Below are 19498 nucleotides of genomic sequence, written 5' to 3' on the forward strand. Positions count from 1 at the left end.
CCTTCGCCCGTGGGGTTCCCGGCGCTCCCGTCGATCCATGGCGGTCCATGGCCGGAAGATTCCGCCGTCTTTCCTCTGGGCGGCTTTCCTCTGGGCGGCGGGCAACGTGCCGGGAACCCCGCGCCGTCACCCGCCCGCCCGGTCCCCGATCTCCTGCCCGCGCAGCAGACGGAGGGCGAGCAGGCTCAGCCAGCACCACCCCGCGGTGATCGAGATGCGCTGGAACAGCCCGGCCACGTCCACCAGCCCCTCGGTCTGCTCGAAACCCATGCCGGCGAGCACGAACGCCCCCGTGAAGACGATGCCGGTCACCGCGGAGTAGGCCGCCCAGAGCGGACTCCCCCATCCGGCGAACCTCCTGGCGAAGACCAAGCAGGCCGCCACCAGGGCCACGAAGGCGAGCAACGAGAAGACGTCGTGCAGGGCGGCGTACGCGCTGCCGTACTGCGTGAGCCTGCCGGGGGTGCCCGGCGGATACCCGCTGATGGGGTCGGTGACGAAGACGCCCGCGCCGATCAGCCCCGCCCCCCAGACCCCGACGAGCACGGGCCCCCAGGTCGAGCCGCCGAAGGGCCGGAGCGCGCGCCTGAGCCCGACGGCGAAGGCCACCGTCAAGGCGCCCGCGACGACGAAGGTGGCCACCTGCGTCCAGCCGAGGTCGCCCAGGGCGAGCGAGCTCACCGGGTGGCGCAACGGGTCGTAGCCGGCGCGGGTGGCGCCCGTGATGAGGAAGACGACGACGAACAGCGGGCCGGCGATCACGCCGCAGACGAGGAGAAGGGCGGCCCGTGCCGCGTTCAGCCGTGCTCGCGTCGATTGCTGCCGCATCAGTCCTCCGCCATTTTCACAGTAACCGAGCGGGAGCCGGAAAACATGGGCCCGCAGGCCGATGTCGCGCGGCCACCGGCTCCCTCACCTGTGACCCTGACCCTGCGCGATGGGGAGGGAACATGCCCGGCCTGGAGAACAAGGTCGCCGTCATCACCGGCGCGGCGAGCGGTACGTGCGACTCCGCGGGAACATTTGTCCAAGACTGACGGTCGGCCGCCCGTGCATGGTCTCCGCATGAGTAACTACGACATTGAGCACTCGCATGGGACGCACGTGGTCCATGACGGCCCGCCGCAGGCGCCGCCGTTGTTGCTCATCCACGGATCGGGGGCTTCGGGCGGCTTCTGGAGCCCGGTGGTCCCGGCACTGGCCGGCCACCATCATGTCATCCGGGTCGACCTCCCGGGCTGCGGACAGTCCCCGCCCGCGCCGTCGTACGACGTGCCTGCGCAGGCGGGCCAGGTGGCGGCGCTGCTGGATGACCTCGGCCTTCGCCACGTCGCCGCGGTCGGGCACTCCAGCGGCGGCTACGTCGCCACCGCGCTTGCCGAACAACGTCCCGACCTCGTGGGTTCGCTCGCACTGATCAGTAGCGGCCCACGTCCGGATGCGCTCCTTCGGCAGCCGTTCATCCTTCGGGTCCTGTTGGCCCCGCCTTTGGGCCCGCTGCTGTGGTCGAGGCGTTCGGATGCGATGATCCGCAGGGGGATCAGCGCGACGGCCGCTCGCCCGGTGCACCTTCCGGACGCCGTGGTCGCCGACGTACGGGGCATCACCTACCGTGTGATGAGGACGGTGCTGCGCCGGAACACCGCGTACATCGCCGAGCGGAGCGTGCCCGAGCGTCTCGCCGCCCTCGAGGTCCCCGTGCTGGTGATCTTCGGCGCCGCCGACCCCCGTTGGGAGCCGTCGTCGGCGCACCAGTACGACTCGGTGCCGAACGCGCGGGTCGAGCTGCTGCCCGGCGTCGGGCATCTCCCCATGGTGGAAGCGCCCGAGACGACCAGCGAACTGCTGCTGGGCTTCACGGCAACGGCCGCTGACAGTCCGACCATGATCCCAGAGGCCTAGACTGGTCACGTGTTGTCGACCAGGACGCCGCCTGACGAGGCGTGGGTGGACGTCGCAGTCCCATGCCCGTCGGCTCGGCTGCCGGGGGTCAGCATGGCCGGGTTCCGCCATCGCGCCCCGGCCGCTGTGGACATCGCCATGGTCGCGCACCCGTCCGTCACCCTGCTCGTCGACCTGAGCGAGGGAGAAGGCGTCGTCTACGAAACCCGTGGCCGGCACGAGCGCGGCAGTGTCGTCGTCGGGCTCCTCCCCGGCGATCTTCGGGCAACTGGCCGGGGAGTCGGCGAGTGCCTCCAGATCCGGCTGGAGCCGGTCGTGGCGGCTGCGTTGTTCGGCGCGTCGGCCGAGCTCAGCGGGACGGTGGTAGCCCTTGAGGATGTCTGGGGCCGCGACGCGGGGCGAGCTGAGGACAGGCTGCGCGCCGCCGCGTCGTGGGACGAACGGTTCACGATCGCCGTGAACATCCTCGGCCGGCGGCTGGGCGCCCATTCACCGGTCGATCCGCAGGTCGCCCACATCTGGCGGCGGACGCTCACCAGCCGGGGGCGGGTGCGGGTCGACGGCTTGGCGGACGAGGTCGGCTGGAGCCGCAAGCGCCTGTGGTCCCGCTTCCGGTCCCAGCTCGGCATCACGCCCAAACGCGCCGCCCGACTGGTGCGCTTCGACCACGCCGCCCACCTTCTCGCGGCGGGTCACGCCGCCGCCCGCGTTGCCACCGAGAGCGGCTACGTCGACCAGTCCCACCTCCACCGCGAGGTCACGACGTTCGCCGGGCTCACGCCCACGGCCCTGGCCGTGGCGCCGTGGCTCGCGATCGACGACGTCGCGTGGCCGGCTTCATCGCCGACCCAGCGCCATGCGAAGAGTGGCGAACACATCCCCGACCTTCGTTGAACAGCGTGCTCTGGATGGCCCGGGTGTGAAGGCAGCGTGCTCGCACCGGCAACCGGATCTCGTTTCGCGACCTGCCCCCCGCCGCGCTGCTCGGTCTCATCCGAGGCATCCGCGAAGGTCGCGCCGAGAATCCGCCCGGCATGCCGGGAGCCGACCACGGCGGAGAAGCCGTGCGACGAAGCAGGACCCCCATCGGGTTCAGCGGCCGTTGTCGTGGCGGCCGGGCTCAGGTCCGGTCATCCGCGCCCAGGCGCGGCGCGCTACGGGTGTGCGGGGCCGACGTCGCTTCCCGCCCACACGCCATGCAGTACGGGTGCAGCTCGTTCTCAGGGACCCGCCGAGCTGGGCGGACACACTGCGAAATGCACCTGTCATGCCCCGACCGTAAGGACTGGCGCCGACAGTTACCGGCTACTGCCTCCGCTGGGACCCAGCAGGTCGCCTGCTCCGCCTTCCTTCGCGGGGCCGGGCTCCTTGAGCTCGATGAAGATGCTGTGGGTCTCCGTGTCGCCGATGTTCTCGCCGGAATGCTCCTGGGCGTCGAGCCAGCGCACCTGCCCCGCGGGAAGTTCGACGGCGACCTCCCGTCCTCCTGCCGACAGCTTCCTGCGGAAGAAGCTCAAGGTGTACATGACGCTGTCGGGATGCTGGTGCGCGACCGTCCTGTCACCGGGCCGATCCCTGTACTCCAGTACGCGGACGCGATCGTTTTCGAAGATCACCTTGTAGAGCTCTGGGTTGGTGACCGCTGGGTCCTTGCTCATGCCGGCCTCGCTCACTGTGATCGCCGTGGAGCCTGCCCCTGCCGGGGGCCGCACGGCAGACCCTACGGCGCGACGCTTGCAGATCGCATGCAGCCCAACCGGCTGATAAACGAGAGGTGGCCGTAGTGGTGATCCGTGCCGTGGAGATCGCTTCATGTGGGGAAGAGGGAAGCGACGGCGCGCAGGACGCGCCGCTCGATCGGCGACAGGGGCAGGTCGTCCAGGTCGCGTGCGCGCTCCCCCATGCCGTCGAAGACATCCGCGAGCACGGCCACCACGGCGGGCCGGCGGATCTGCAAGGCACCCGCTTTCGGGTTGCCGGGGTCGGCCTGGACGAAGGCGACAGCGCGGTTGACGATGGCCAGGTGCCGGACCCGCTCGGTGGTGACCCGGTGCAGGTCGCCCAGGGCGTGCTGGCTCCGCGCGTGGGGCTCCTGGGCGGGATCCTCCAGGGCGTGGGCGGAGAAGAGGATGCGGCTGCGCAGCCCGTGGGCCTCGTCCGACGAATCGAGATCGTGCGTGAAGCCGCGCCTGGGTCGGGTCAGGCGGTGCGGCGGGCTCGGGACAGGGCCAGCCCGCCCAGGACCATGCCGATCAGCCGGAACAGCAGGGCGAAGATGGCCCCTGCCGGTGCCCGAGCCGCCGGCGGAGCCGGCCGCGTGCGGCCCCCCGGTGATCAGGCTGGTCAGCCCGAGTGCCAGGGCCGTGACGGCGCCGGCGCGCCGGTTGCCGACGCCGATCCCCACGGAGCGGGCTCGGGCCAGCCCACCGATGACCACGCTGATCAGTCCCAGCACGACGGCCACGGGGGGCACGGTGCGCCCGGAGCCGATGTCGTAACCAGCGGCGGCGACGGAGAGCTGCACGGCCTCGGGTGCGGCGAGGAGGAGACGGACGGAATCGTCCTGGGCGAACCGGAGCAGGGGGATCGGCCTGAGCCGGTCGAGGCGCCGACGTGGAACGCCTAGGAGGTTTTCCGGTGTGATGTGGTGATTGAGCGGAGCCGGCCATTCAGGGCCCGGGGACGTTCTTTCAGCGGAGCTATCGCCGGTTGCCGTCCTGCTCGACGAAGGCCTGCCCGGTGATCGGCTTGCCCCGGTACCGTCCGGTGACGGGGGCAGCGCCCTCGAAAGGGCCTTCCGTCAGGCTGAGGCCGCGCCGAAGGCGGCGGCGTGGTCGGCGACCCACTGCGCGTAGGTGAAGGGCGGTCGGCCGGTGACCCTTTCGACCGTCGGCAGGACCTCCGCGGTCTTGCCGACTCTTGCGGTGAGCGCGTCGACGTAATCGTCGATCCCCTGGGCGGGCATGCCGAGGCGGGCCATCTCGTCCCGGAACCAGGCCTCGGACTGCTCCTCCCACCGCAACGGCCGTCCGATGGTCTCCGCGATGACGCGCAGACGGTCGATCGGGGTCAGCGACTGCGGTCCGGTCACCGAGTACCCCTCGCCGGCACGCCCGTCGAGGAGGCTGCGGACGGCGACCGCGGCGATGTCGCGCGGATCGACCGGGGCCGTCGCGGCGTCGCCGTACCGCCCGCGTACGTCACCGCCGTCGATGATCTGGGGCGCCCAGATCAGGTCGTTGGTCGTGAGCGCGTCGGGCCGCACGAAGGTCCACGCCAACCCGGACGCTTCGACGGATCGTTCGAGCCGCAGGTGCAGGTCGCCGACCCAGCTGGGCTCGGACCATGTGACGGACACCGAGGACAGCATCACGACATGCCGCAGGCCGGCTCGCCTCGCCACGTCGAGGAATCCGTCGAGCCCCTGGAGAACGGGGAACAGGAAGGCCCGCTCGATGCCGGACAGCGCCTCAGGCAGGGTTTCCGGCTGGGTCAGGTCGCCGGTCACGACCTCGACCTGGTCCGGGAACGCATGGCCGCTGGGGTTGCGGGTCATGACGCGGACCTTCTCACCTGCCTCCAGGAGTTGGCGGACGACGTGGGAACCGACGTTTCCGGTGGCACCGGTTACCAGGATCATGGTGGGGATCTCCTTCAGTTTCTTCGTTTCTCTGAGCCGGGGGCCGGTCGGTGACGATCGCGTCACTCGATCAGCCGTCCGGTGGATTCGAGGTCAGCGGTGAGTTCCACGAGGCGCGTGGATCGTTCGCGCGGCGTCCCTGACGACCATGAGGCGTCGGCGCCCCGGACTTTGTGACGGTGCGGACATGTGACATACGCCACCCTTCGCGAGTGTCACAGGGCGATGCGGGCCGGCGCCTTATGTGGAGAGCAAGGTGCGAAGAGAACACCCAGGAGCAGGCGATGAACGAGCACAGCGAGGCGACGGCCGGCCCGGGCGAGCCGCCCTTCGGTGACGGCCGGATGGACTCCGCCACCGAGACGTTCGTCGCTCACCGCAGTCTGCTGTTCACCGTCGCCTACGAGATGCTCGGCTCGGCTGCCGACGCCGAGGACGTCCTGCAGGAAACCTGGTTGCGGTGGGTCAAGGTCGACGCGGGGCAGGTGCACGACCAGCGCGCCTACCTGGTCCGGGTCACCACCCGGCGCGCGCTGGACCGGCTGCGCACCATGAAGCGCCGCAAGGAGGCGTATGTCGGCCCCTGGCTGCCCGAGCCGCTGCTCACCACGCCGGACGTGGCCGAGGACGTCGAGCTCGCCGAAAGTGTGTCGATGGCGCTCATGCTCGTCCTGGAGACGCTGTCGCCGACCGAGCGCGCCGTCTTCGTGCTGCGCGAGGTCTTCGACGTCGGCTACGACGAGATCGCCGCCGCCGTCGGCAAGACCCCGGCGACCGTCCGCCAGATCGCGCACCGGGCCCGCCGGCACGTCGATGCTCGGCGGCCTCGCGAGGTGGTCTCCCCCGTCCAGGCCCGGGCGGCGGTGGAGTCGTTCCAGCGCGCGCTCGAAACCAGGGACCTGCAGGGTCTCCTCGATGTGCTCGCCCCTGAGGTCGTCCTGGTGAGCGACGGCGGCGGCGTCAAGCAGGCCGCGCCGCGGCCGATCACCGGCGCCGACAAGGTGGCCCGCATGATCGTCGACGGCCTCGGCAAGGCCCGAATCGCGCTCACCAGCGAGCCCACCGTGGTCAACGGCAACCCGGCACTCCTCCTCCGCGTGAACGGCGAGATCGACGGCGTCATAGCAGTCCGGGTCGAGGACGCCCGCATCACCGGCCTCTACTACGTCCGCAACCCGCGGAAGCTGACCCGCATCGCGTCGGAGACCCCACTCACGCTGAAGTGATCCTTCAGCCGTCGCGCCATGATCACGACATCTCGACAGCGCGGAGCATCCCGAGCGAAGGCATCGGTTCATCGGCACGACCACGTCAGTCACGCAAACGTTGTATTCGAGGAGTGGACATGGCCGTTCAGGCCCCGCTGACAGCCGACACACCACCGTCACCCTGGCTGACGGTGGCCAGGGCAGTCGTCCTGCTCACAGCGAGCATCTCCGTGCTGCTCACCGCCTTCGCCTGGCCGTCGGTGCGCTCGTCGGTGCACGATGTGCCGATCGCCGTCGCCGGGCCGGCCGCCGCGGTCGAACAGGTCAGCACCGCTCTCGACCAACGCCTGCCGGGCGGCTTCGAGATCACCGAGGTCGCCGACACGGCGGCCGCCGAACGGTTGATCCGCGACCGGGAGGTGTACGGGGCGATCGACGTCAGCTCCGGCATCCCGCGGGTCATCATGGCCTCCGCCGCCGGCACAGCGGTCGCTCAGACCCTGAACAGCGTCGCGACCGCGCTCGGCCAGGCGCAGGCACAGGGCGCCGGCCCGGCGGTCGCCGTCCGCGACCTCGTCACCTTGCCGGCCGACGACCCGCGCGGCGCCGGCCTGGCCGCCGGATCCCTTCCCCTGGTCATGGCCGGTCTGCTCGCCGCGCTGTTGCTGACCAGGCTCGTCCGCGGCACCACCCGCCGGGTCACTGGAGCGCTCGCCTTCGCCAGCACCGGCGGCCTGGCCGTGGCTGCGATCCTGCAGTTCTGGCTCGGCTCGCTCAACGGCGCGTACTGGGCCAACAGCGGCGCCGTCGCCCTGACCATCGCGGCCACCTCCCTGAGCATCCTCGGGCTGGAGTCACTGCTCGGGTCGGCGGGTTTCGGTCTCGGCGCCGTCGCCATGATGCTCATCGGCAATCCCCTGTCAGGTACGGCGACCGCACCCGAAATGCTGCCCGGCTGGTCCGGCATCCTCGGCCAGCTGTTGCCGCCAGGGGCGGGTGGCCAGTTGCTGCGCTCCACCGCGTTCTTCGACGGCCGAGGGGCCACCCACTCCGTCATCGTCCTGCTCACCTGGCTCACGCTCGGTGTCGTGCTGTGCCTGGCCGGCGGCCTGCGCGCGCGCCGTGCCGCCACCGTGGCCGCGGGTTTTGTGAGGACGCCGTCATCACCGGCCTCCACGACGTTCGCAACCCCGAGAGGCTGACCCGCATCGCGCCCACGAAGCGGCGGCGCGACAGCCACCTGAACAGCACCGCTTCTGGCCTCACCACCCGAACAGCCCCGAAGGAATTCAGCCAGATCTCTTACCAGGAGGTTATTCATGACGAAGAACGTCGCCGACGAACTGGCAGGCCTGGAACTGCCGGTCGAGCGTGGCTGCCCGTTCGCCCCGCCCGCCGCCTACGAGCGGCTGCGCGAGCAGGCGCCGATCAACAAGGTCCGCCTGACCAGCGGCGGCCAGGCGTGGTGGGTGTCCGGGCATGAGGAGGCCCGTGCCGTCCTCGCCGACGGCCGCTTCTCCTCCGACAAGCGCAAGGACGGCTTCCCGCTCTTCACCCTCGATGCGGCGACCCTGCAGCAACTCCGCAGCCAGCCGCCGTTGATGCTCGGCATGGACGGCGCGGAACACTCCGCGGCCCGCCGTCCGGTGATCGGCGAGTTCACCGTGAAGCGGCTGGCCGCGCTGCGCCCGCGGATCCAGGACATCGTCGACCACTTCATCGACGACATGCTCGCCACCGACCGGCGCCCGGTCGACCTGGTGCAGGCGCTGTCCCTGCCGGTGCCCTCACTGGTGATCTGCGAACTGCTCGGCGTCCCCTACACCGACCACGACTTCTTCCAGAGCCGCACCACCATGATGGTGAGCCGGACCTCGATGGACGACCGCCGGCGAGCCTTCGCCGAACTGCGCGCCTACATCGACGACCTGATCACCCGCAAGGAGTCCGAACCCGGCGACGACCTGTTCAGCCGGCAGATCGCCCGGCAACGCCAGGAGGGCACCCTCGACCACGCGGGCCTGGTGAGCCTCGCCTTCCTGCTGCTGACCGCCGGGCACGAGACCACCGCGAACATGATCTCGCTCGGCGTGGTCGGGCTGCTCTCCCACCCGGAGCAACTGACCGTGGTCAAGGCCGACCCGGGCAGAACGCCCATGGCCGTGGAGGAACTGTTGCGCTACTTCACCATCGCCGACGGGGTCACCTCCCGGCTGGCCACCGAAGACGTGGAGATCGGCGGGGTGAGCATCAAGGCCGGCGAGGGCGTCATCGTCTCGATGCTGTCGGCCAACTGGGACCCGGCGGCGTTCAAGGACCCGGCTGACCTGGATGTCGAGCGCGGGGCCCGTCACCACCTCGCCTTCGGCTTCGGCCCGCACCAGTGCCTCGGCCAGAACCTGGCCCGGATGGAGCTGCAGATCGTCTTCGACACACTGTTCCGCCGTATCCCCTCCCTGCGGCTCGCCGTACCGATGGAGGAGGTGCCGTTCAAGGCGGACGCCGTCATCTACGGCGTTCACGAACTCCCGGTCACCTGGTGAGCAGGACATGATGCGGATCAAAGCGGAAACCGGCCTCTGTGTCGGCTCCGGCCAGTGCGTCCTGACCGAACCGGCCGTCTTCGACCAGGACGACGACGGCATCGTGGCCCTGCTGACCGACCACCCTGACGACCAGAGCGCCGCACAGGTGCGCCACGCCGTCACCCTGTGCCCGTCCCGCGCGCTGTCCATCCTGCGGGACGCCTGAAGCCACTGAAGCCACTGACTCCGGTGTTCTCCTGCTCACCGAGGCCTCGGCCCGCCGTTGACTCGGCCGTACCCAGCTCGGCGTCAGCGTACGTTCTGGTTCGGCTGCGCTTCGGCCTCCATGTCCGGCCCCGTGTCGCCGAGGGAGACGAGCAGGCGGCGCAGGAGCACCGGGATCTGGTCGCGGTCGGCGGAGCTCAGGCCCTCCAGGAGCCGCCGCTCGTTGGCGACGTGATGCTCGACGAGCCTGTTGACCAGGCTCAGCCCCTGATCGGTGAGGGAGATCAGGACGCGGCGCCGGTGGGCCGGATCGACGGCGCGGTCTACCAGGCCCTTTTTCTCGAGCTGGTCGATGCGGTTGGTCAGGGCGGCCGAGCTGACCATCGCCGCCGTGCTCAGTTCGCCGGCGCTGAGGACGTGGGGCGGCCCGGAGCGCAGCAGGGTAGCCAGCACATCGAACTCCCAGGGCTCGATGCCGTGCAGGGAGAAGTGATCCCTGATGGCGCGTTCGAGGAGGCGGGAGACCCGGGACAGGCGACCGATGATCTCCATCGGTGAGCAGTCCAGATCGGGGCGCGCCCTCTGCCACTGGCTGATGATCACGTCCACTCCGTCGTGGGGTTCGTCGGTCGTCATCGTGGGTCCTGTCCTGAGCGTGGGCTTTGCACAGAGACTAACACTTAGACGTCGAAGGGTTTGACTCTTGTGAACATCGTGCTCTAAGTTTTCGACATCGAAATTTTCGAGAGGAGACTTTGATGAAGATCTTGCTCATCGGTGCCGGCGGTTACCTCGGCTCGGCGGTCGCGGACCACCTGGACGAGGCCGGACACCACATCGTCGAACTGACCCGCGCCACCGACGACCGCCCGCAGAACGGGCGCGAACAGCGTGTCGGCGACCTGACCGATCCGCGTTCGCTCACCCGGGCGGTGACCCCCGACATCGACGCTGTGATCAACATGGCGACGCCCACTGGAGACGCCGAGACCGACGCCGCCGCGATCGCCGCGCTGACGGATCCACTGCGCGGCACCGGGCGAGCTTTCGTCTACACCAGCGGCGTCTGGGTGCTGGGAGCCACCGGGCCCGGCCCCGTGGACGAGAACACCCCTGCCAACCCCATCCCGATCGTGGGATACCGGCCGACGATCGAGCGTCAGGTGCTCGACACCGCCGCGAGCGGTGTGCGCGCCCTGGTGATCCGCCCGGGCATCGTGCACGGCCGAGGTGGCGGCATTCCCGCCCTCCTGGTGAACCTGGCCCGCGAACACGCGGCGCCGAGGTTCGTGGGGGAAGAGTCGGTGCGCTGGCCCATGGTGCACGTCGACGACCTCGCCGACCTGTTCGTCGCCGCAGTGGAGCGGGCGCCCGCAGGGTCGCTCTGGCACGGTGTGAGCGAGACCGCGGTCGCCGTCCACGACCTCGCCTCCGCGGCCGGACGCGCCGCCGGTGTCCAGGCGCAACCGCAGGGATGGCCGCTCGACCAGGCGCGTGAGGCGCTCGGCGCCCTGTTCGCCGACGCCCTCGCCCTGGACCAGAGCGTCAGCGGCGACGCCGCACGCGACAAGCTCGGCTGGCGTCCCCGGCGCGACGGCGCGATCGCCGACCTCGTCGACGGCTCCTACCGGTAGGACGACGGCACCACCCCCGGATCAGCACCACGACAACGCTTGACCAGCGCCCGGCGGCCACGGGCCGGACGTGCGGCCCTGGCGGCCGGTCCCGGCCCGCACCGCCCCACGGCGCCTTCCAGCGGTTGACAGTAGATCAACCAGTCTATATAAATCGATCAGTAGACCGACTGTTCTATCTATGAGGTGTCATGATGTCGTTTCGTACCACCACCGAGGTCATCGACCGTTTCAACCGCGCCTTCATCGATCACGACCCCGACCTGCTCGTCGACCTGATCGGCGAGGACTGTGTGATGGAGGCGGTCCAGCCGGCCCCCACCGGAGAGCGCGTCGAGGGTGGCGAGGCCTGCCTGGCCTGGTGGCGGACGCTCGTCGAGGACCGCACCACCCAGTTCGAGCCTCAGGAGGTCGTGATCGCCGCCGATCGGGCGACGATCCGCTGGCACTACCGCTTCGGCGACGGTCCCACCGACTGGGTGAGCGGGGTCAACCTCATGCGGGTGCGCGACGGCGTGATCGTGGAGGCCCTCGGTTACAGCAAGACCGCGGGCGAGGTTCCCCTGGCCACCGAGGGGAAGCCCGAGAATGCGTAGTTATCACCTCGACAGCGGCGCCGGAATCGACGGCCTGGCGATCCGGTGGCACGACGATCCCGTCCCCGGTCCCGGGCAGGTCCTCGTCGCGGTGCGTGCCGTCTCGCTCAGCTACCGCGAGCTGATGGTGCTGCGCGGCGACTACGTGCTGCCGGTGAAGCCGGACGTGGTGCCGGTCTCGGACGGATCCGGTGAGATCGTCGCGATCGGCTCCGGTCTCCGTACCGCGCGAGTCGGCGACCGGGTGACGGCCACGCTCTTCCCGAACTGGCAGGACGGCCCGTTCGGCGCCCAGCACCTGCCGCAGCGGGGCGGCTCCCTGGACGGCATGCTGACCGAGCTCGCCGTGATCGACGAGGACGCCCTCGTGCCGATTCCCGATCACCTCTCCTACGAGGAGGCCGCGACACTGCCCTGCGCCGCGGTCACCGCGTGGAACGCCCTGACCGGTGACGGCGACGGCCTCCGGCCGGGTCAGACACTGCTCGTGCAGGGATCTGGCGGGGTATCGCTGTTCGCGCTCCAGTTCGCCAAGGCGCTCGGCGCCCGGGTGATCGCCACGACCAGCAGTCCGGCCAAGGCCGAGCGGCTGGCCGAACTCGGCGCCGACGCGACCATCGACTACCGGGCCACCGCCGACTGGCCGGCCACGGTCAGGGAGCTGACCGCGGGCCAAGGGGCCGACCGCATCGTCGACGTCACGGGCCTGCTGGATCAGTCACTCAAGGCAGTGGCGATAGCGGGCCACATCGCCTGCGTGGGCTTCGTCTCCGACACCGCGCCGCCGATCGACCCCCGGGTGCTGTTCGCCTCCGGCGCCACGGTGCGCGCCGTCGCCGTCGGCAGCCGCGCCCAGTTCCTCGCGATGAACCGCGCCATAGAAGATCACCGGCTTCGTCCCGTCATCGATCGGGTGTTCGCCTTCGACGAAACCTCCGACGCCTATCGCTACTACGCGTCGGGCAAGGCCCTGGGCAAGGTCGTGATCAGGCTCTGAAGTACGTGACCGCAGCCGGGGTCAGCCACCCAACGCCTCGCGGTGGCCATGGCGGAGGTGGCGGCGCCGCACGCTTCGTCTTCGGCCTCTGAGGACATGGTCGCGATGATCGGCCAGTCGAACTGCAAGACGGACCGCCCGCGGTCACCGCGACGCGGAGTCATCGTCTTACGGGGCCGGGGATCAGTTCGCCGAGGTCTTGTACCGGACGCTCGCCGGCCGGCGGGCCTCGATACGGCCTGGTGGATCATCGTGAGGCGGAGCGGCCGACGAGGAGACGGTGAGGGGCGCGGCGGCGATGACCGCGTCGAGGAGGTCACGCGAGGCCTGCAACTCCTCGATGGCGCGGGTGATGCGTTCACGCTGGTGTTGTAGATCGTCGATGATCTCCGGGCAGACGGGCACCAGGTTCCCGGCCTTGACCCGTATGCAGGGCAGCACCTGCCCGATGGTCTCGGTGTTGAGTCCTGCCGACAGCAGACGGCGAATGCGCAGGACGGTGTCGACATCCGATTCCTGATAGGAGCGGTAACCGCTGGCCGCACGTTCCGGCCACAGGAGGCCCTGCTTCTCGTAGTAACGCAGCAGCCGCTCATGAACCCCGGTACGACACGACAGTTCCCCGATACGCACGCCGCCGCCTCCACTTGACTCTGACATGGATGTCAGAGTTTAACCTCCTCCGTATGAGAGGAACGTTTCCGGTGCTTGCCGCTCTGTGTGGGAGCGTCTTCGTCGTCGGCACCGCTGAGTTCCTGACCGCCGGCCTGCTGCCGGAGATCGGCTCTGATCTGGGGGTGCCGGTCCCCATTTCGGGACAGGTGGTGACCGCTGATGCGCTCGGCACGTTGATCGCCGCGCCGGCGCTGATCGTGGTCACCACCGCGGCCGGTCCCGGGCGGGCCGGTTCCTCGATCGCCGCCGCGCCCTCCGCGTTGACCGTGGCCAACATGCTCGGGGTGCCACTGGGTGCGGCGCTCGGCCAGGGCCTGGTCCTGCGGCCGCCGCACGACTGGGAACGTCCGGCCGTAACCGCGACCGTGAGGAAGATCCATGACTGAAGCCGCTGACCACTACGACCGGCTGCTCGCCCGGCATTACACCTGGATGCTCGGCGGCGATCTGGCCGCCCTCGCCGCGGAGCAGGCGGATCTGCTGCGCAGCGTCGGCGTCGTTTCGACGGCGGCCGCCGCTACCGCCGTCGACCTCGGCTGCGGACCGGGCAACCAGAGCTTGGCCCTGGCCCGGCTCGGCTTCTCCACCGTGCTGGCGGTCGACACGAGCAAGGCGCTGCTCGACGAACTGACCGCCACCGCCGGCGGCGACCCCGCCATCCGGACCGTCCAGGCCGACATCCGCACGGTGTTGCCGCACATCGCTCGGCCCGGTACGGCGGACGTCATCGTCTGCATGGGCGACACGCTGACCCATCTGCCCAGCAAGGACGACGTGACCGCCCTGCTCGGCGACATCGCCGACGCCCTGGTGAAGGGCGGCCAGCTCGTGATCACCTACCGCGACCTCACCCGTCCCCTGGCCGGCGCCGACCGGTTCATCCTGGTCCGCGGCACCGCCGACCAGCTGCTGACCTGCTTCCTGGAATATGGCGACGACGACACCGTCCTCGTCCACGACGTGCTGTGCACCCGTGCCGGCGACACCTGGAGCCAGCAGGTCAGTAGTTACCCCAAGCTCCGCATCGGCGCCGACTGGCTCGCCGCGCAATGCGCCGGGGCCGGGCTGTCGGTGCGACGCAACGAGATCGGCCCACGCGGCATGCGCCTGCTGACCGCCGTCAAGGCGGGAGCGAAGAGCAGAAGGTCACCGATCTCATGAGACTCGACGTCCCGGTGCTGTCCGGTGCTGCTGTACGGCTGGAGCCGCTCGCCATGGACCATGCATCCGAGCTGGCGCAGGCCGCAGAAGAGGACCGGTCCTCCTATGCCTTCACCCTGGTTCCCCGTGCGGATGAGGTGGAGGCCTACCTGCAGGCCCAGCTCTCTCGCGAGGGGCTGACCCCCTTCGCGCAGATCCGCCTGCAGGATGGGAAGGCGGTGGGATGCACGGCGTTCTGGGATCCGCGTTACTGGCCCGGCCGCCAGGACCTGCGCGCTGTGGAGGTCGGCTGGACCTGGCTGGCCGCTTCCGCGCAGGGCACCACCATCAACGCCGAGGCCAAGCTGCTGCTGTTCACTCACGCGTTCGAGGTGCTGGGCGTGACTCGCGTCGACCTGAAGACCGACGCACGCAACCAGCGCTCCCGCCGGGCGATGGAGCGCCTCGGGGCGACATTCGAGGGGGTGTTGCGCAGGTGGTCGCCCTCCTGGGCACCGGGCGAGGAAGGCCTGTTGCGGGACTCGGCCATGTTCTCGGTGATCGCCACGGAGTGGCCGGCCGTCAAGACGGCCATGCTGGACCGCCGCCTCGCCAAATCCAATGGAGAAGTGAAATGACCCCCCAAAAGCCCATGTTTGCCGAAATGTTCGTCGAGGAGAGGGCCGACCCCAGGATCCACGTGCCGACCGGAGGCGAGGAGAAGGCCATGCTCGCCGCCTTCCTGCGCTGGCACCGGCAGACGCTGCGGCTGAAGTGCGCCGACCTCGACCCGCGGGCCCTCGCCCAGCGGCCGGTGTCCTTCTCCGGCTTGTCCCTGCTTGGCCTGGTGCGGCACCTGGCCGACGTCGAGCGCCGTTGGTTCCGCCGTGACCTGGCTGGGCAGGCGGTCGAGCCGTACTTCGCCTCGGAGGATCACCGGGACGCGGCCTTCGACAACGCCGCACCCGATGCCGAGATGGTCGCCGAGGCTTGGCGCCGATGGCAGGAAGAGGTCGACTTCGCCGACCGTTTCGTGGCCGAGGCGGAGAACCTGGAGGTGACCGGTGAGGATTCCTGGCGGGGCACGATCTCCCTGCGGTGGGTGCTGGTGCACATGGTGGAGGAATACGCGCGGCACAACGGCCACGCCGACTTCCTCCGGCAGGGCATCGACGGCGCGGTCGGCCTCTGAGTGGACATCGAACAGTGGGCCGAGATCGGAGGCACCCTCCAGACCAGCGACGGCGTACACCGGCCATCGCGGTTCTCCGCGTTCCTGGCCGCCGGCATGGACGACTGCGGGGATCTGACGGTGATCGACGCTGGATGCGGGGCCGGGCTGGTGGCCGTGGCGGCGCTGCAGGCGGGAGCTCGTCACGTCGTGGCCCAGGACTACGACCCCAAGGCCCTGCATGACACGGCCCGCAACGTCACACGGGTCCTGGGGTCGCGGGCGCGTGCTCGGTTGACCTTGTGGGAGGCCGACTGGAGCCGGCTCCGCCCGATGAAGGCCGATCTCCTGGCGGTCAATCCTCCCCAGCGCCCAGCCGCCCTGTTGCCCGCCGTACCCCAGAACCAACGGCACCTCCACGACGGCGGCGGGCCAGACGGACTCGCGGCGATCCGTCTCGTCCTGCGCCACGCCGGAGCGGGCAGGGTACGGACCACCGCCGCGGCTGCCCTACGGTTCGACACGCGGGAATTCCCGGGCTGGTCGGCACCGCGATGCGTGGCGATGACAGAACTGCCCTACGACCCTGCATGGCGCGCGCTCGTCCCTGACCTGCTGGGACAGGTGGGCATCTGGGAACTCCACCGAGAATGCGCTGACGGTTGAGTAGACGTGCGGCGGCAGCCCGGACCGCATGCGCGGCCGGTACGCACCATCGGGTGACGGAGACCGACGACACCCCCCCGGGCCGGTCCGCACGTCGGCGGCCCGGGGTCACTTCTCCAAGGAGGCCAGCAGGTGGTGGGTCAGGTCGTGCAGCCGGGTCGCGGCGTGGGGGTCGAAGGCGGAATCGTCCAGGTTGATCGGGTCGAAGCGCGCGAACGCGGTGAGCGGCGCCGCCGGCGGGGCGTCGATGCGGGCGATGATCGGTTCGATGCCTTCGCCGACCGGCCGGCCGTGCCTTTTGAGCGTGGCGACATGGGCGGCGGTGGGCGGGTCGTACTCGCCTGCGAAGCTGGTGGCCACCGGGCCGGGGTTGATCAGCACGTACCGGGTGGGGCCGGTCGCCCGGCGGGCGGCGTAGGCGACCGCGAGCAGGTCGTTAGCCCGTCCGGCCTGCATCTGGGCGGCCACCCCTTCGTAGCCGTGTTCGAGCATGAGGTCGTCCCAGTGGATGCGGCCCATGGGGACGCCGGGCCCGGAGACGTTGACGATGACGCCGGGCGCGGTCAGGCCGTGGCTGAGGATGAACCGGCTCAGGTACTCCAGGGCGAAGACGCCCTCGACGCCCTCGGCGGTGACGAACCGGCTGGACCGGAAGTAGCGGGCGCACAGCACCAGCGCATCCACGGCGGGGTGGCGGGCGTTGATCTCCTCGACGATTCTCCTGTTCTCGCTGACCAGGCTCAGGTCAGCGGGGATGACGTGGGCTCCGGGCAGCGTGGCCGCCTTGGCCGCGTCGCGGCCGATGACCACCACGGTGTCGCCTCGATCCAGGTAGGTGGCGGCCAGGGCCCGGCCCATGCCGTCGGTGCCGCCGCTGATCACGATGGTCTTCGCGGTGCTGGTCATCAGGACGCCTTCGCTGTGGTGACGGGTTCGGAGAGGGTGGCAGGAGTGTGATCGCGGCCGGGTAGCAGCGGGGTTACGGCGAGCACGGCCGCGATGAGCGCGCTGACGAACCAGAACACGGTGTGGAAGCCGGTGATCACGTCTGTGGCGGTCTGCAGGATGAGGGTGACCAGGGCGATGCCGAGCGCGGCGCCGAGCTGGTTGAGCATGTAGAGGACCGAGCTGCCCTGCGCGACGAGCGGGCCGGGCAGGCTCCGGTAGAGCGAGCCCATCGACGGCGCGCTGAAGCAGCCCATCCCCAGGCCGATGGCCAGCGCCGCCACCACCGGCCACGCCTGGCTGGTGTCGGCGTCGATCCGGGTGAAGGCCAGGGCGCTGAGCCCGGCCACGAGCGCGCCGCCGGCGGCCAGGCTCCGGGCGCCGATCCGGTCCGACAGCCGGCCCGCGAGCGGCATGGCGATGGCGCCGCCCAGGCCCGCCGGTGCCATCAGCAGCCCGGCGGTGAGCACCCCGTGGCCGTGTGCCTGCTGGTGGTACAGCGGGAGCGCGAACAGGGTCGCGAAGTTGGCCAGCCCGCCCAGTCCCATGATGGTGACGCTGGCGGTGAACCCCCTGCTGGTGAACAACCGCATGTCGATCAGCGGCGGTGTGCGGCGGGCGCCGAGCGAGCGCAGGACGTAGCCGGTGATCAGCACGAGGCCCGCGGCCAGCGGCAGCAGCGCCTGCCAGACGCCGAACGTCCCGTGCTCGGCCGTCTGCGACAGGGCCAGGACGAGCGCGGCGAACCCTGGCGCGAGGAGGGCCAGCCCCAGGACGTCCAGCCGGACCGCAGGGTGCCGTCCGGACAGGGAGTCTGCGGGCAGCACGCGTACGGCCAGCAGGTAAGCGATCAGGCCGACGGGCACGCTGAGCAGGAACATCCACCGCCACGACAGGCCGCCCAGGACGGCGCCGCCCGCGATCGGCCCCAAGACCGGGCCGAGGGACAGCACCACGCCCATCAGACCCATGACGCGCCCGGCGCGCGCCGGTCCGGCCGCGCGGGCCAGCAGGATCAGCACCAGCGGGTCGAGCAGCCCGGCGCCGAAGCCCTGCAGGGTGCGGAAGGCGATCAGGCTGCCGGCGTTCCAGGCCAGGCCGGCGGCCAGCGATCCGGCGACGAACACCGCCAGGCCGGCCAGCCACAGCCGCCGTCCGCCGTACCTGTCGACCGCCCAGGTGGTGAACGGGATGGTGACGGTGACGGCGAGCAGGAAGCCGGTGGAGGCCCAGCCGACCGTGCTGAGCGAGGCGTGCAGGGCGCTCGCCAGTGTCGTGGTGGCGACCGCGGCCATCGTGCTGTTGAGGATGCCCAGCAAGCCGCCGAGCAGGACGACGCCGATCAAGGCCAGCAGTGGCCGGTCGAGCCGGTCATCCGAAGGGATTGAACTCATGGGTTCAAAGTAGTTATCCAACGAATCCAAAGCAACTAGAACGTTCATATGGTTGAACCAGCCAGTACAATCAAGGCATGGCTACCGCACGCGGACGCATCGACAAACGGCAGGCGATCCTGGACGGCGCCTTCGCCGTGTTCGCCCGTCAGGGCTACGCCCAGGCCTGCGTACAGGAGATCGCCGATGAGGCCGGCGTGGCCAAACCCACGGTGTACAACCACCTCACCGACAAGGCGACCCTCTTCAGGCACGCGATCCAGGCCGCGGCCCAGAGCGTGCTGGACCAGCGACTCGCCGCGCTGAAACCGCTCACCGAGCCCGGCGCCGACCTCCGCACCACATTGGAGGAGGTCGGTCACCACCTGGTGCGCCTGCACGCCGACGACCGCTCCTGCGCACTGCGGCGGCTGCTTTACGCGGAGCTCACCCACTTCCCCGACATCCTCGACATCGCCGTCGAGAGCGGTCCACACCGTCTCAACCAGGCGCTCGCCGACCGGCTGGCGCGGCTCATCCTCGCCGGCCGCCTGCACGCCACCAACCCGGACCAGGCTGCCGAACACCTCCTGGCCCTGCTCATCGGCCCGCTGGAGTCACGCTCCCAGATGGGCACCCGCCAGCTCGACGACACGGAACTGCGGGAGATGACCCGCGCCGCCGTCCACACCTTCCTCCAGGCCTTCGGCGCCGAGAACGCACACGCGCGGCAGCCCGCGGAGTGATCGCCGCCGGATTCGGTCCTGGTCGTGGGGCGATCCCTCGTGCCTCGCCGGCGGC

General features: G+C 70.2%; 23 protein-coding genes. 15 read left to right on the forward strand and 8 right to left on the reverse strand.

Annotation, left to right across the window (positions count from 1 at the left end; translation table 11 throughout):
* Positions 1–126: 126 nt before the first annotated feature.
* Positions 127–828, reverse strand: coding sequence for a DUF998 domain-containing protein (locus FHR33_RS11860; protein WP_183646076.1), 702 nt, complete (start codon positions 826–828; stop codon positions 127–129).
* A gap of 237 nt (positions 829–1065) precedes the next feature.
* On the opposite strand from FHR33_RS11860, the gene FHR33_RS11865 reads away from it, so the two are divergent.
* Positions 1066–1902 carry an alpha/beta fold hydrolase gene (locus FHR33_RS11865; protein WP_183646078.1) on the forward strand — a complete coding sequence of 279 codons (837 nt, stop codon included), beginning with the start codon at positions 1066–1068 and terminating at the stop codon, positions 1900–1902.
* Positions 1903–1995: 93 nt separating this feature from the next.
* Positions 1996–2796, forward strand: coding sequence for a helix-turn-helix domain-containing protein (locus FHR33_RS11870; protein WP_221241062.1), 801 nt, complete (start codon positions 1996–1998; stop codon positions 2794–2796).
* 404 nt (positions 2797–3200) lie between these two features.
* Here the strand turns inward: FHR33_RS11870 and FHR33_RS11875 are convergent, their stop codons facing one another.
* The 3 genes from FHR33_RS11875 to FHR33_RS11890 all read right to left on the reverse strand — a co-directional run bounded on the left by FHR33_RS11875 (position 3201) and on the right by FHR33_RS11890 (position 5542).
* On the reverse strand, positions 3201–3560 hold the full coding sequence (locus tag FHR33_RS11875; RefSeq protein ID WP_183646080.1) for a cupin domain-containing protein: 360 nt from the start codon (positions 3558–3560) through the stop codon (positions 3201–3203).
* Between the two features lie 152 nt (positions 3561–3712).
* Positions 3713–4426, reverse strand: a complete 714-nt coding sequence (locus FHR33_RS49090; protein ID WP_221241063.1) for a DUF6223 family protein — start codon at positions 4424–4426, stop codon at positions 3713–3715.
* Between the two features lie 276 nt (positions 4427–4702).
* Complete coding sequence (locus FHR33_RS11890) at positions 4703–5542, reverse strand: NAD(P)H-binding protein (RefSeq protein WP_183646084.1); 840 nt, start codon at positions 5540–5542, stop codon at positions 4703–4705.
* A 284-nt stretch (positions 5543–5826) separates the two neighbouring features.
* On the opposite strand from FHR33_RS11890, the gene FHR33_RS11895 reads away from it, so the two are divergent.
* From FHR33_RS11895 to FHR33_RS11910, 4 genes are all read left to right on the forward strand, one after another.
* Positions 5827–6768 carry an RNA polymerase sigma-70 factor gene (locus tag FHR33_RS11895; protein WP_183646086.1) on the forward strand — a complete coding sequence of 314 codons (942 nt, stop codon included), beginning with the start codon at positions 5827–5829 and terminating at the stop codon, positions 6766–6768.
* 119 nt (positions 6769–6887) lie between these two features.
* Positions 6888–7952, forward strand: a complete 1065-nt coding sequence (locus FHR33_RS11900) for a hypothetical protein (RefSeq protein ID WP_221241064.1) — start codon at positions 6888–6890, stop codon at positions 7950–7952.
* A 117-nt stretch (positions 7953–8069) separates the two neighbouring features.
* A complete protein-coding gene (locus FHR33_RS11905) occupies positions 8070–9293 on the forward strand; it encodes a cytochrome P450 (RefSeq protein ID WP_183646088.1) in 1224 nt (407 codons plus the stop codon).
* A 7-nt stretch (positions 9294–9300) separates the two neighbouring features.
* On the forward strand, positions 9301–9501 hold the full coding sequence (locus tag FHR33_RS11910) for a ferredoxin (RefSeq protein ID WP_312895484.1): 201 nt from the start codon (positions 9301–9303) through the stop codon (positions 9499–9501).
* A gap of 83 nt (positions 9502–9584) precedes the next feature.
* On the opposite strand, the gene FHR33_RS11915 is transcribed toward FHR33_RS11910, so the two are convergent.
* Positions 9585–10136 (reverse strand): MarR family winged helix-turn-helix transcriptional regulator, encoded by a 552-nt coding sequence (locus tag FHR33_RS11915; protein ID WP_183646090.1) that lies wholly within the window; start codon positions 10134–10136, stop codon positions 9585–9587.
* 122 nt (positions 10137–10258) lie between these two features.
* Here FHR33_RS11915 and FHR33_RS11920 point away from each other — a divergent pair, with 122 nt between their 5' ends.
* The 3 genes from FHR33_RS11920 (at position 10259) to FHR33_RS11930 (ending at position 12727) form a co-directional block, all read left to right on the forward strand.
* Positions 10259–11134, forward strand: coding sequence for an NAD-dependent epimerase/dehydratase family protein (locus tag FHR33_RS11920; protein ID WP_183646092.1), 876 nt, complete (start codon positions 10259–10261; stop codon positions 11132–11134).
* Between the two features lie 191 nt (positions 11135–11325).
* A complete protein-coding gene (locus tag FHR33_RS11925; protein WP_221241065.1) occupies positions 11326–11730 on the forward strand; it encodes a nuclear transport factor 2 family protein in 405 nt (134 codons plus the stop codon).
* Complete coding sequence (locus FHR33_RS11930; RefSeq protein ID WP_183646094.1) at positions 11723–12727, forward strand: zinc-dependent alcohol dehydrogenase family protein; 1005 nt, start codon at positions 11723–11725, stop codon at positions 12725–12727. Before FHR33_RS11925 ends, FHR33_RS11930 begins: the two co-directional genes overlap by 8 nt.
* A 183-nt stretch (positions 12728–12910) precedes the next feature.
* On the opposite strand, the gene FHR33_RS11935 is transcribed toward FHR33_RS11930, so the two are convergent.
* A complete protein-coding gene (locus FHR33_RS11935) occupies positions 12911–13360 on the reverse strand; it encodes a MerR family transcriptional regulator (protein ID WP_183646096.1) in 450 nt (149 codons plus the stop codon).
* A gap of 29 nt (positions 13361–13389) precedes the next feature.
* Here FHR33_RS11935 and FHR33_RS11940 point away from each other — a divergent pair, with 29 nt between their 5' ends.
* From FHR33_RS11940 to FHR33_RS11960, 5 genes are read left to right on the forward strand one after another with little or no spacing between them, the layout of a single operon-like run.
* Positions 13390–13788 carry an MFS transporter gene (locus tag FHR33_RS11940; protein ID WP_183646097.1) on the forward strand — a complete coding sequence of 133 codons (399 nt, stop codon included), beginning with the start codon at positions 13390–13392 and terminating at the stop codon, positions 13786–13788.
* Positions 13781–14563 carry a class I SAM-dependent methyltransferase gene (locus tag FHR33_RS11945; protein ID WP_183646099.1) on the forward strand — a complete coding sequence of 261 codons (783 nt, stop codon included), beginning with the start codon at positions 13781–13783 and terminating at the stop codon, positions 14561–14563. The genes FHR33_RS11940 and FHR33_RS11945 overlap by 8 nt, the downstream gene beginning before the upstream one ends.
* Complete coding sequence (locus FHR33_RS11950) at positions 14560–15180, forward strand: GNAT family N-acetyltransferase (protein WP_183646101.1); 621 nt, start codon at positions 14560–14562, stop codon at positions 15178–15180. The genes FHR33_RS11945 and FHR33_RS11950 overlap by 4 nt, the downstream gene beginning before the upstream one ends.
* Before the next feature lie 26 nt (positions 15181–15206).
* A complete protein-coding gene (locus FHR33_RS11955) occupies positions 15207–15734 on the forward strand; it encodes a DinB family protein (protein ID WP_183646103.1) in 528 nt (175 codons plus the stop codon).
* Positions 15735–16379: a 50S ribosomal protein L11 methyltransferase gene (locus FHR33_RS11960; RefSeq protein WP_221241068.1), complete on the forward strand. Its 645-nt coding sequence runs from the start codon at positions 15735–15737 to the stop codon at positions 16377–16379.
* Positions 16380–16487: 108 nt separating this feature from the next.
* Here FHR33_RS11960 and FHR33_RS11965 read toward each other — a convergent pair whose 3' ends face one another.
* Positions 16488–17285, reverse strand: a complete 798-nt coding sequence (locus FHR33_RS11965) for an SDR family NAD(P)-dependent oxidoreductase (RefSeq protein WP_183646105.1) — start codon at positions 17283–17285, stop codon at positions 16488–16490.
* Positions 17285–18718, reverse strand: coding sequence for a DHA2 family efflux MFS transporter permease subunit (locus FHR33_RS11970; RefSeq protein ID WP_183646107.1), 1434 nt, complete (start codon positions 18716–18718; stop codon positions 17285–17287). The genes FHR33_RS11965 and FHR33_RS11970 overlap by 1 nt, the downstream gene beginning before the upstream one ends.
* A 77-nt stretch (positions 18719–18795) precedes the next feature.
* Here FHR33_RS11970 and FHR33_RS11975 point away from each other — a divergent pair, with 77 nt between their 5' ends.
* Positions 18796–19443 (forward strand): TetR/AcrR family transcriptional regulator, encoded by a 648-nt coding sequence (locus FHR33_RS11975; RefSeq protein ID WP_183646109.1) that lies wholly within the window; start codon positions 18796–18798, stop codon positions 19441–19443.
* Positions 19444–19498: the final 55 nt, after the last annotated feature.

Source organism: Nonomuraea dietziae, assembly GCF_014195505.1.
Classification (GTDB): domain Bacteria; phylum Actinomycetota; class Actinomycetes; order Streptosporangiales; family Streptosporangiaceae; genus Nonomuraea; species Nonomuraea roseola.

What these genes read in the sequence shown, in the direction of transcription:
- FHR33_RS11860 (WP_183646076.1), bottom strand. Translation starts at nt 828, where the DNA reads ATGCGGCAGCAATCGACGCGAGCACGGCTGAACGCGGCACGGGCCGCC.
- FHR33_RS11865 (WP_183646078.1), top strand. Translation starts at nt 1,066, where the DNA reads ATGAGTAACTACGACATTGAGCACTCGCATGGGACGCACGTGGTCCAT.
- FHR33_RS11870 (WP_221241062.1), top strand. Translation starts at nt 1,996, where the DNA reads ATGGCCGGGTTCCGCCATCGCGCCCCGGCCGCTGTGGACATCGCCATG.
- FHR33_RS11875 (WP_183646080.1), bottom strand. Translation starts at nt 3,560, where the DNA reads ATGAGCAAGGACCCAGCGGTCACCAACCCAGAGCTCTACAAGGTGATC.
- FHR33_RS11890 (WP_183646084.1), bottom strand. Translation starts at nt 5,542, where the DNA reads ATGATCCTGGTAACCGGTGCCACCGGAAACGTCGGTTCCCACGTCGTC.
- FHR33_RS11895 (WP_183646086.1), top strand. Translation starts at nt 5,827, where the DNA reads ATGAACGAGCACAGCGAGGCGACGGCCGGCCCGGGCGAGCCGCCCTTC.
- FHR33_RS11900 (WP_221241064.1), top strand. Translation starts at nt 6,888, where the DNA reads ATGGCCGTTCAGGCCCCGCTGACAGCCGACACACCACCGTCACCCTGG.
- FHR33_RS11905 (WP_183646088.1), top strand. Translation starts at nt 8,070, where the DNA reads ATGACGAAGAACGTCGCCGACGAACTGGCAGGCCTGGAACTGCCGGTC.
- FHR33_RS11910 (WP_312895484.1), top strand. Translation starts at nt 9,301, where the DNA reads ATGATGCGGATCAAAGCGGAAACCGGCCTCTGTGTCGGCTCCGGCCAG.
- FHR33_RS11915 (WP_183646090.1), bottom strand. Translation starts at nt 10,136, where the DNA reads ATGACGACCGACGAACCCCACGACGGAGTGGACGTGATCATCAGCCAG.
- FHR33_RS11920 (WP_183646092.1), top strand. Translation starts at nt 10,259, where the DNA reads ATGAAGATCTTGCTCATCGGTGCCGGCGGTTACCTCGGCTCGGCGGTC.
- FHR33_RS11925 (WP_221241065.1), top strand. Translation starts at nt 11,326, where the DNA reads ATGATGTCGTTTCGTACCACCACCGAGGTCATCGACCGTTTCAACCGC.
- FHR33_RS11930 (WP_183646094.1), top strand. Translation starts at nt 11,723, where the DNA reads ATGCGTAGTTATCACCTCGACAGCGGCGCCGGAATCGACGGCCTGGCG.
- FHR33_RS11940 (WP_183646097.1), top strand. Translation starts at nt 13,390, where the DNA reads ATGTCAGAGTTTAACCTCCTCCGTATGAGAGGAACGTTTCCGGTGCTT.
- FHR33_RS11945 (WP_183646099.1), top strand. Translation starts at nt 13,781, where the DNA reads ATGACTGAAGCCGCTGACCACTACGACCGGCTGCTCGCCCGGCATTAC.
- FHR33_RS11950 (WP_183646101.1), top strand. Translation starts at nt 14,560, where the DNA reads ATGAGACTCGACGTCCCGGTGCTGTCCGGTGCTGCTGTACGGCTGGAG.
- FHR33_RS11955 (WP_183646103.1), top strand. Translation starts at nt 15,207, where the DNA reads ATGTTCGTCGAGGAGAGGGCCGACCCCAGGATCCACGTGCCGACCGGA.
- FHR33_RS11965 (WP_183646105.1), bottom strand. Translation starts at nt 17,285, where the DNA reads ATGACCAGCACCGCGAAGACCATCGTGATCAGCGGCGGCACCGACGGC.
- FHR33_RS11970 (WP_183646107.1), bottom strand. Translation starts at nt 18,718, where the DNA reads ATGAGTTCAATCCCTTCGGATGACCGGCTCGACCGGCCACTGCTGGCC.
- FHR33_RS11975 (WP_183646109.1), top strand. Translation starts at nt 18,796, where the DNA reads ATGGCTACCGCACGCGGACGCATCGACAAACGGCAGGCGATCCTGGAC.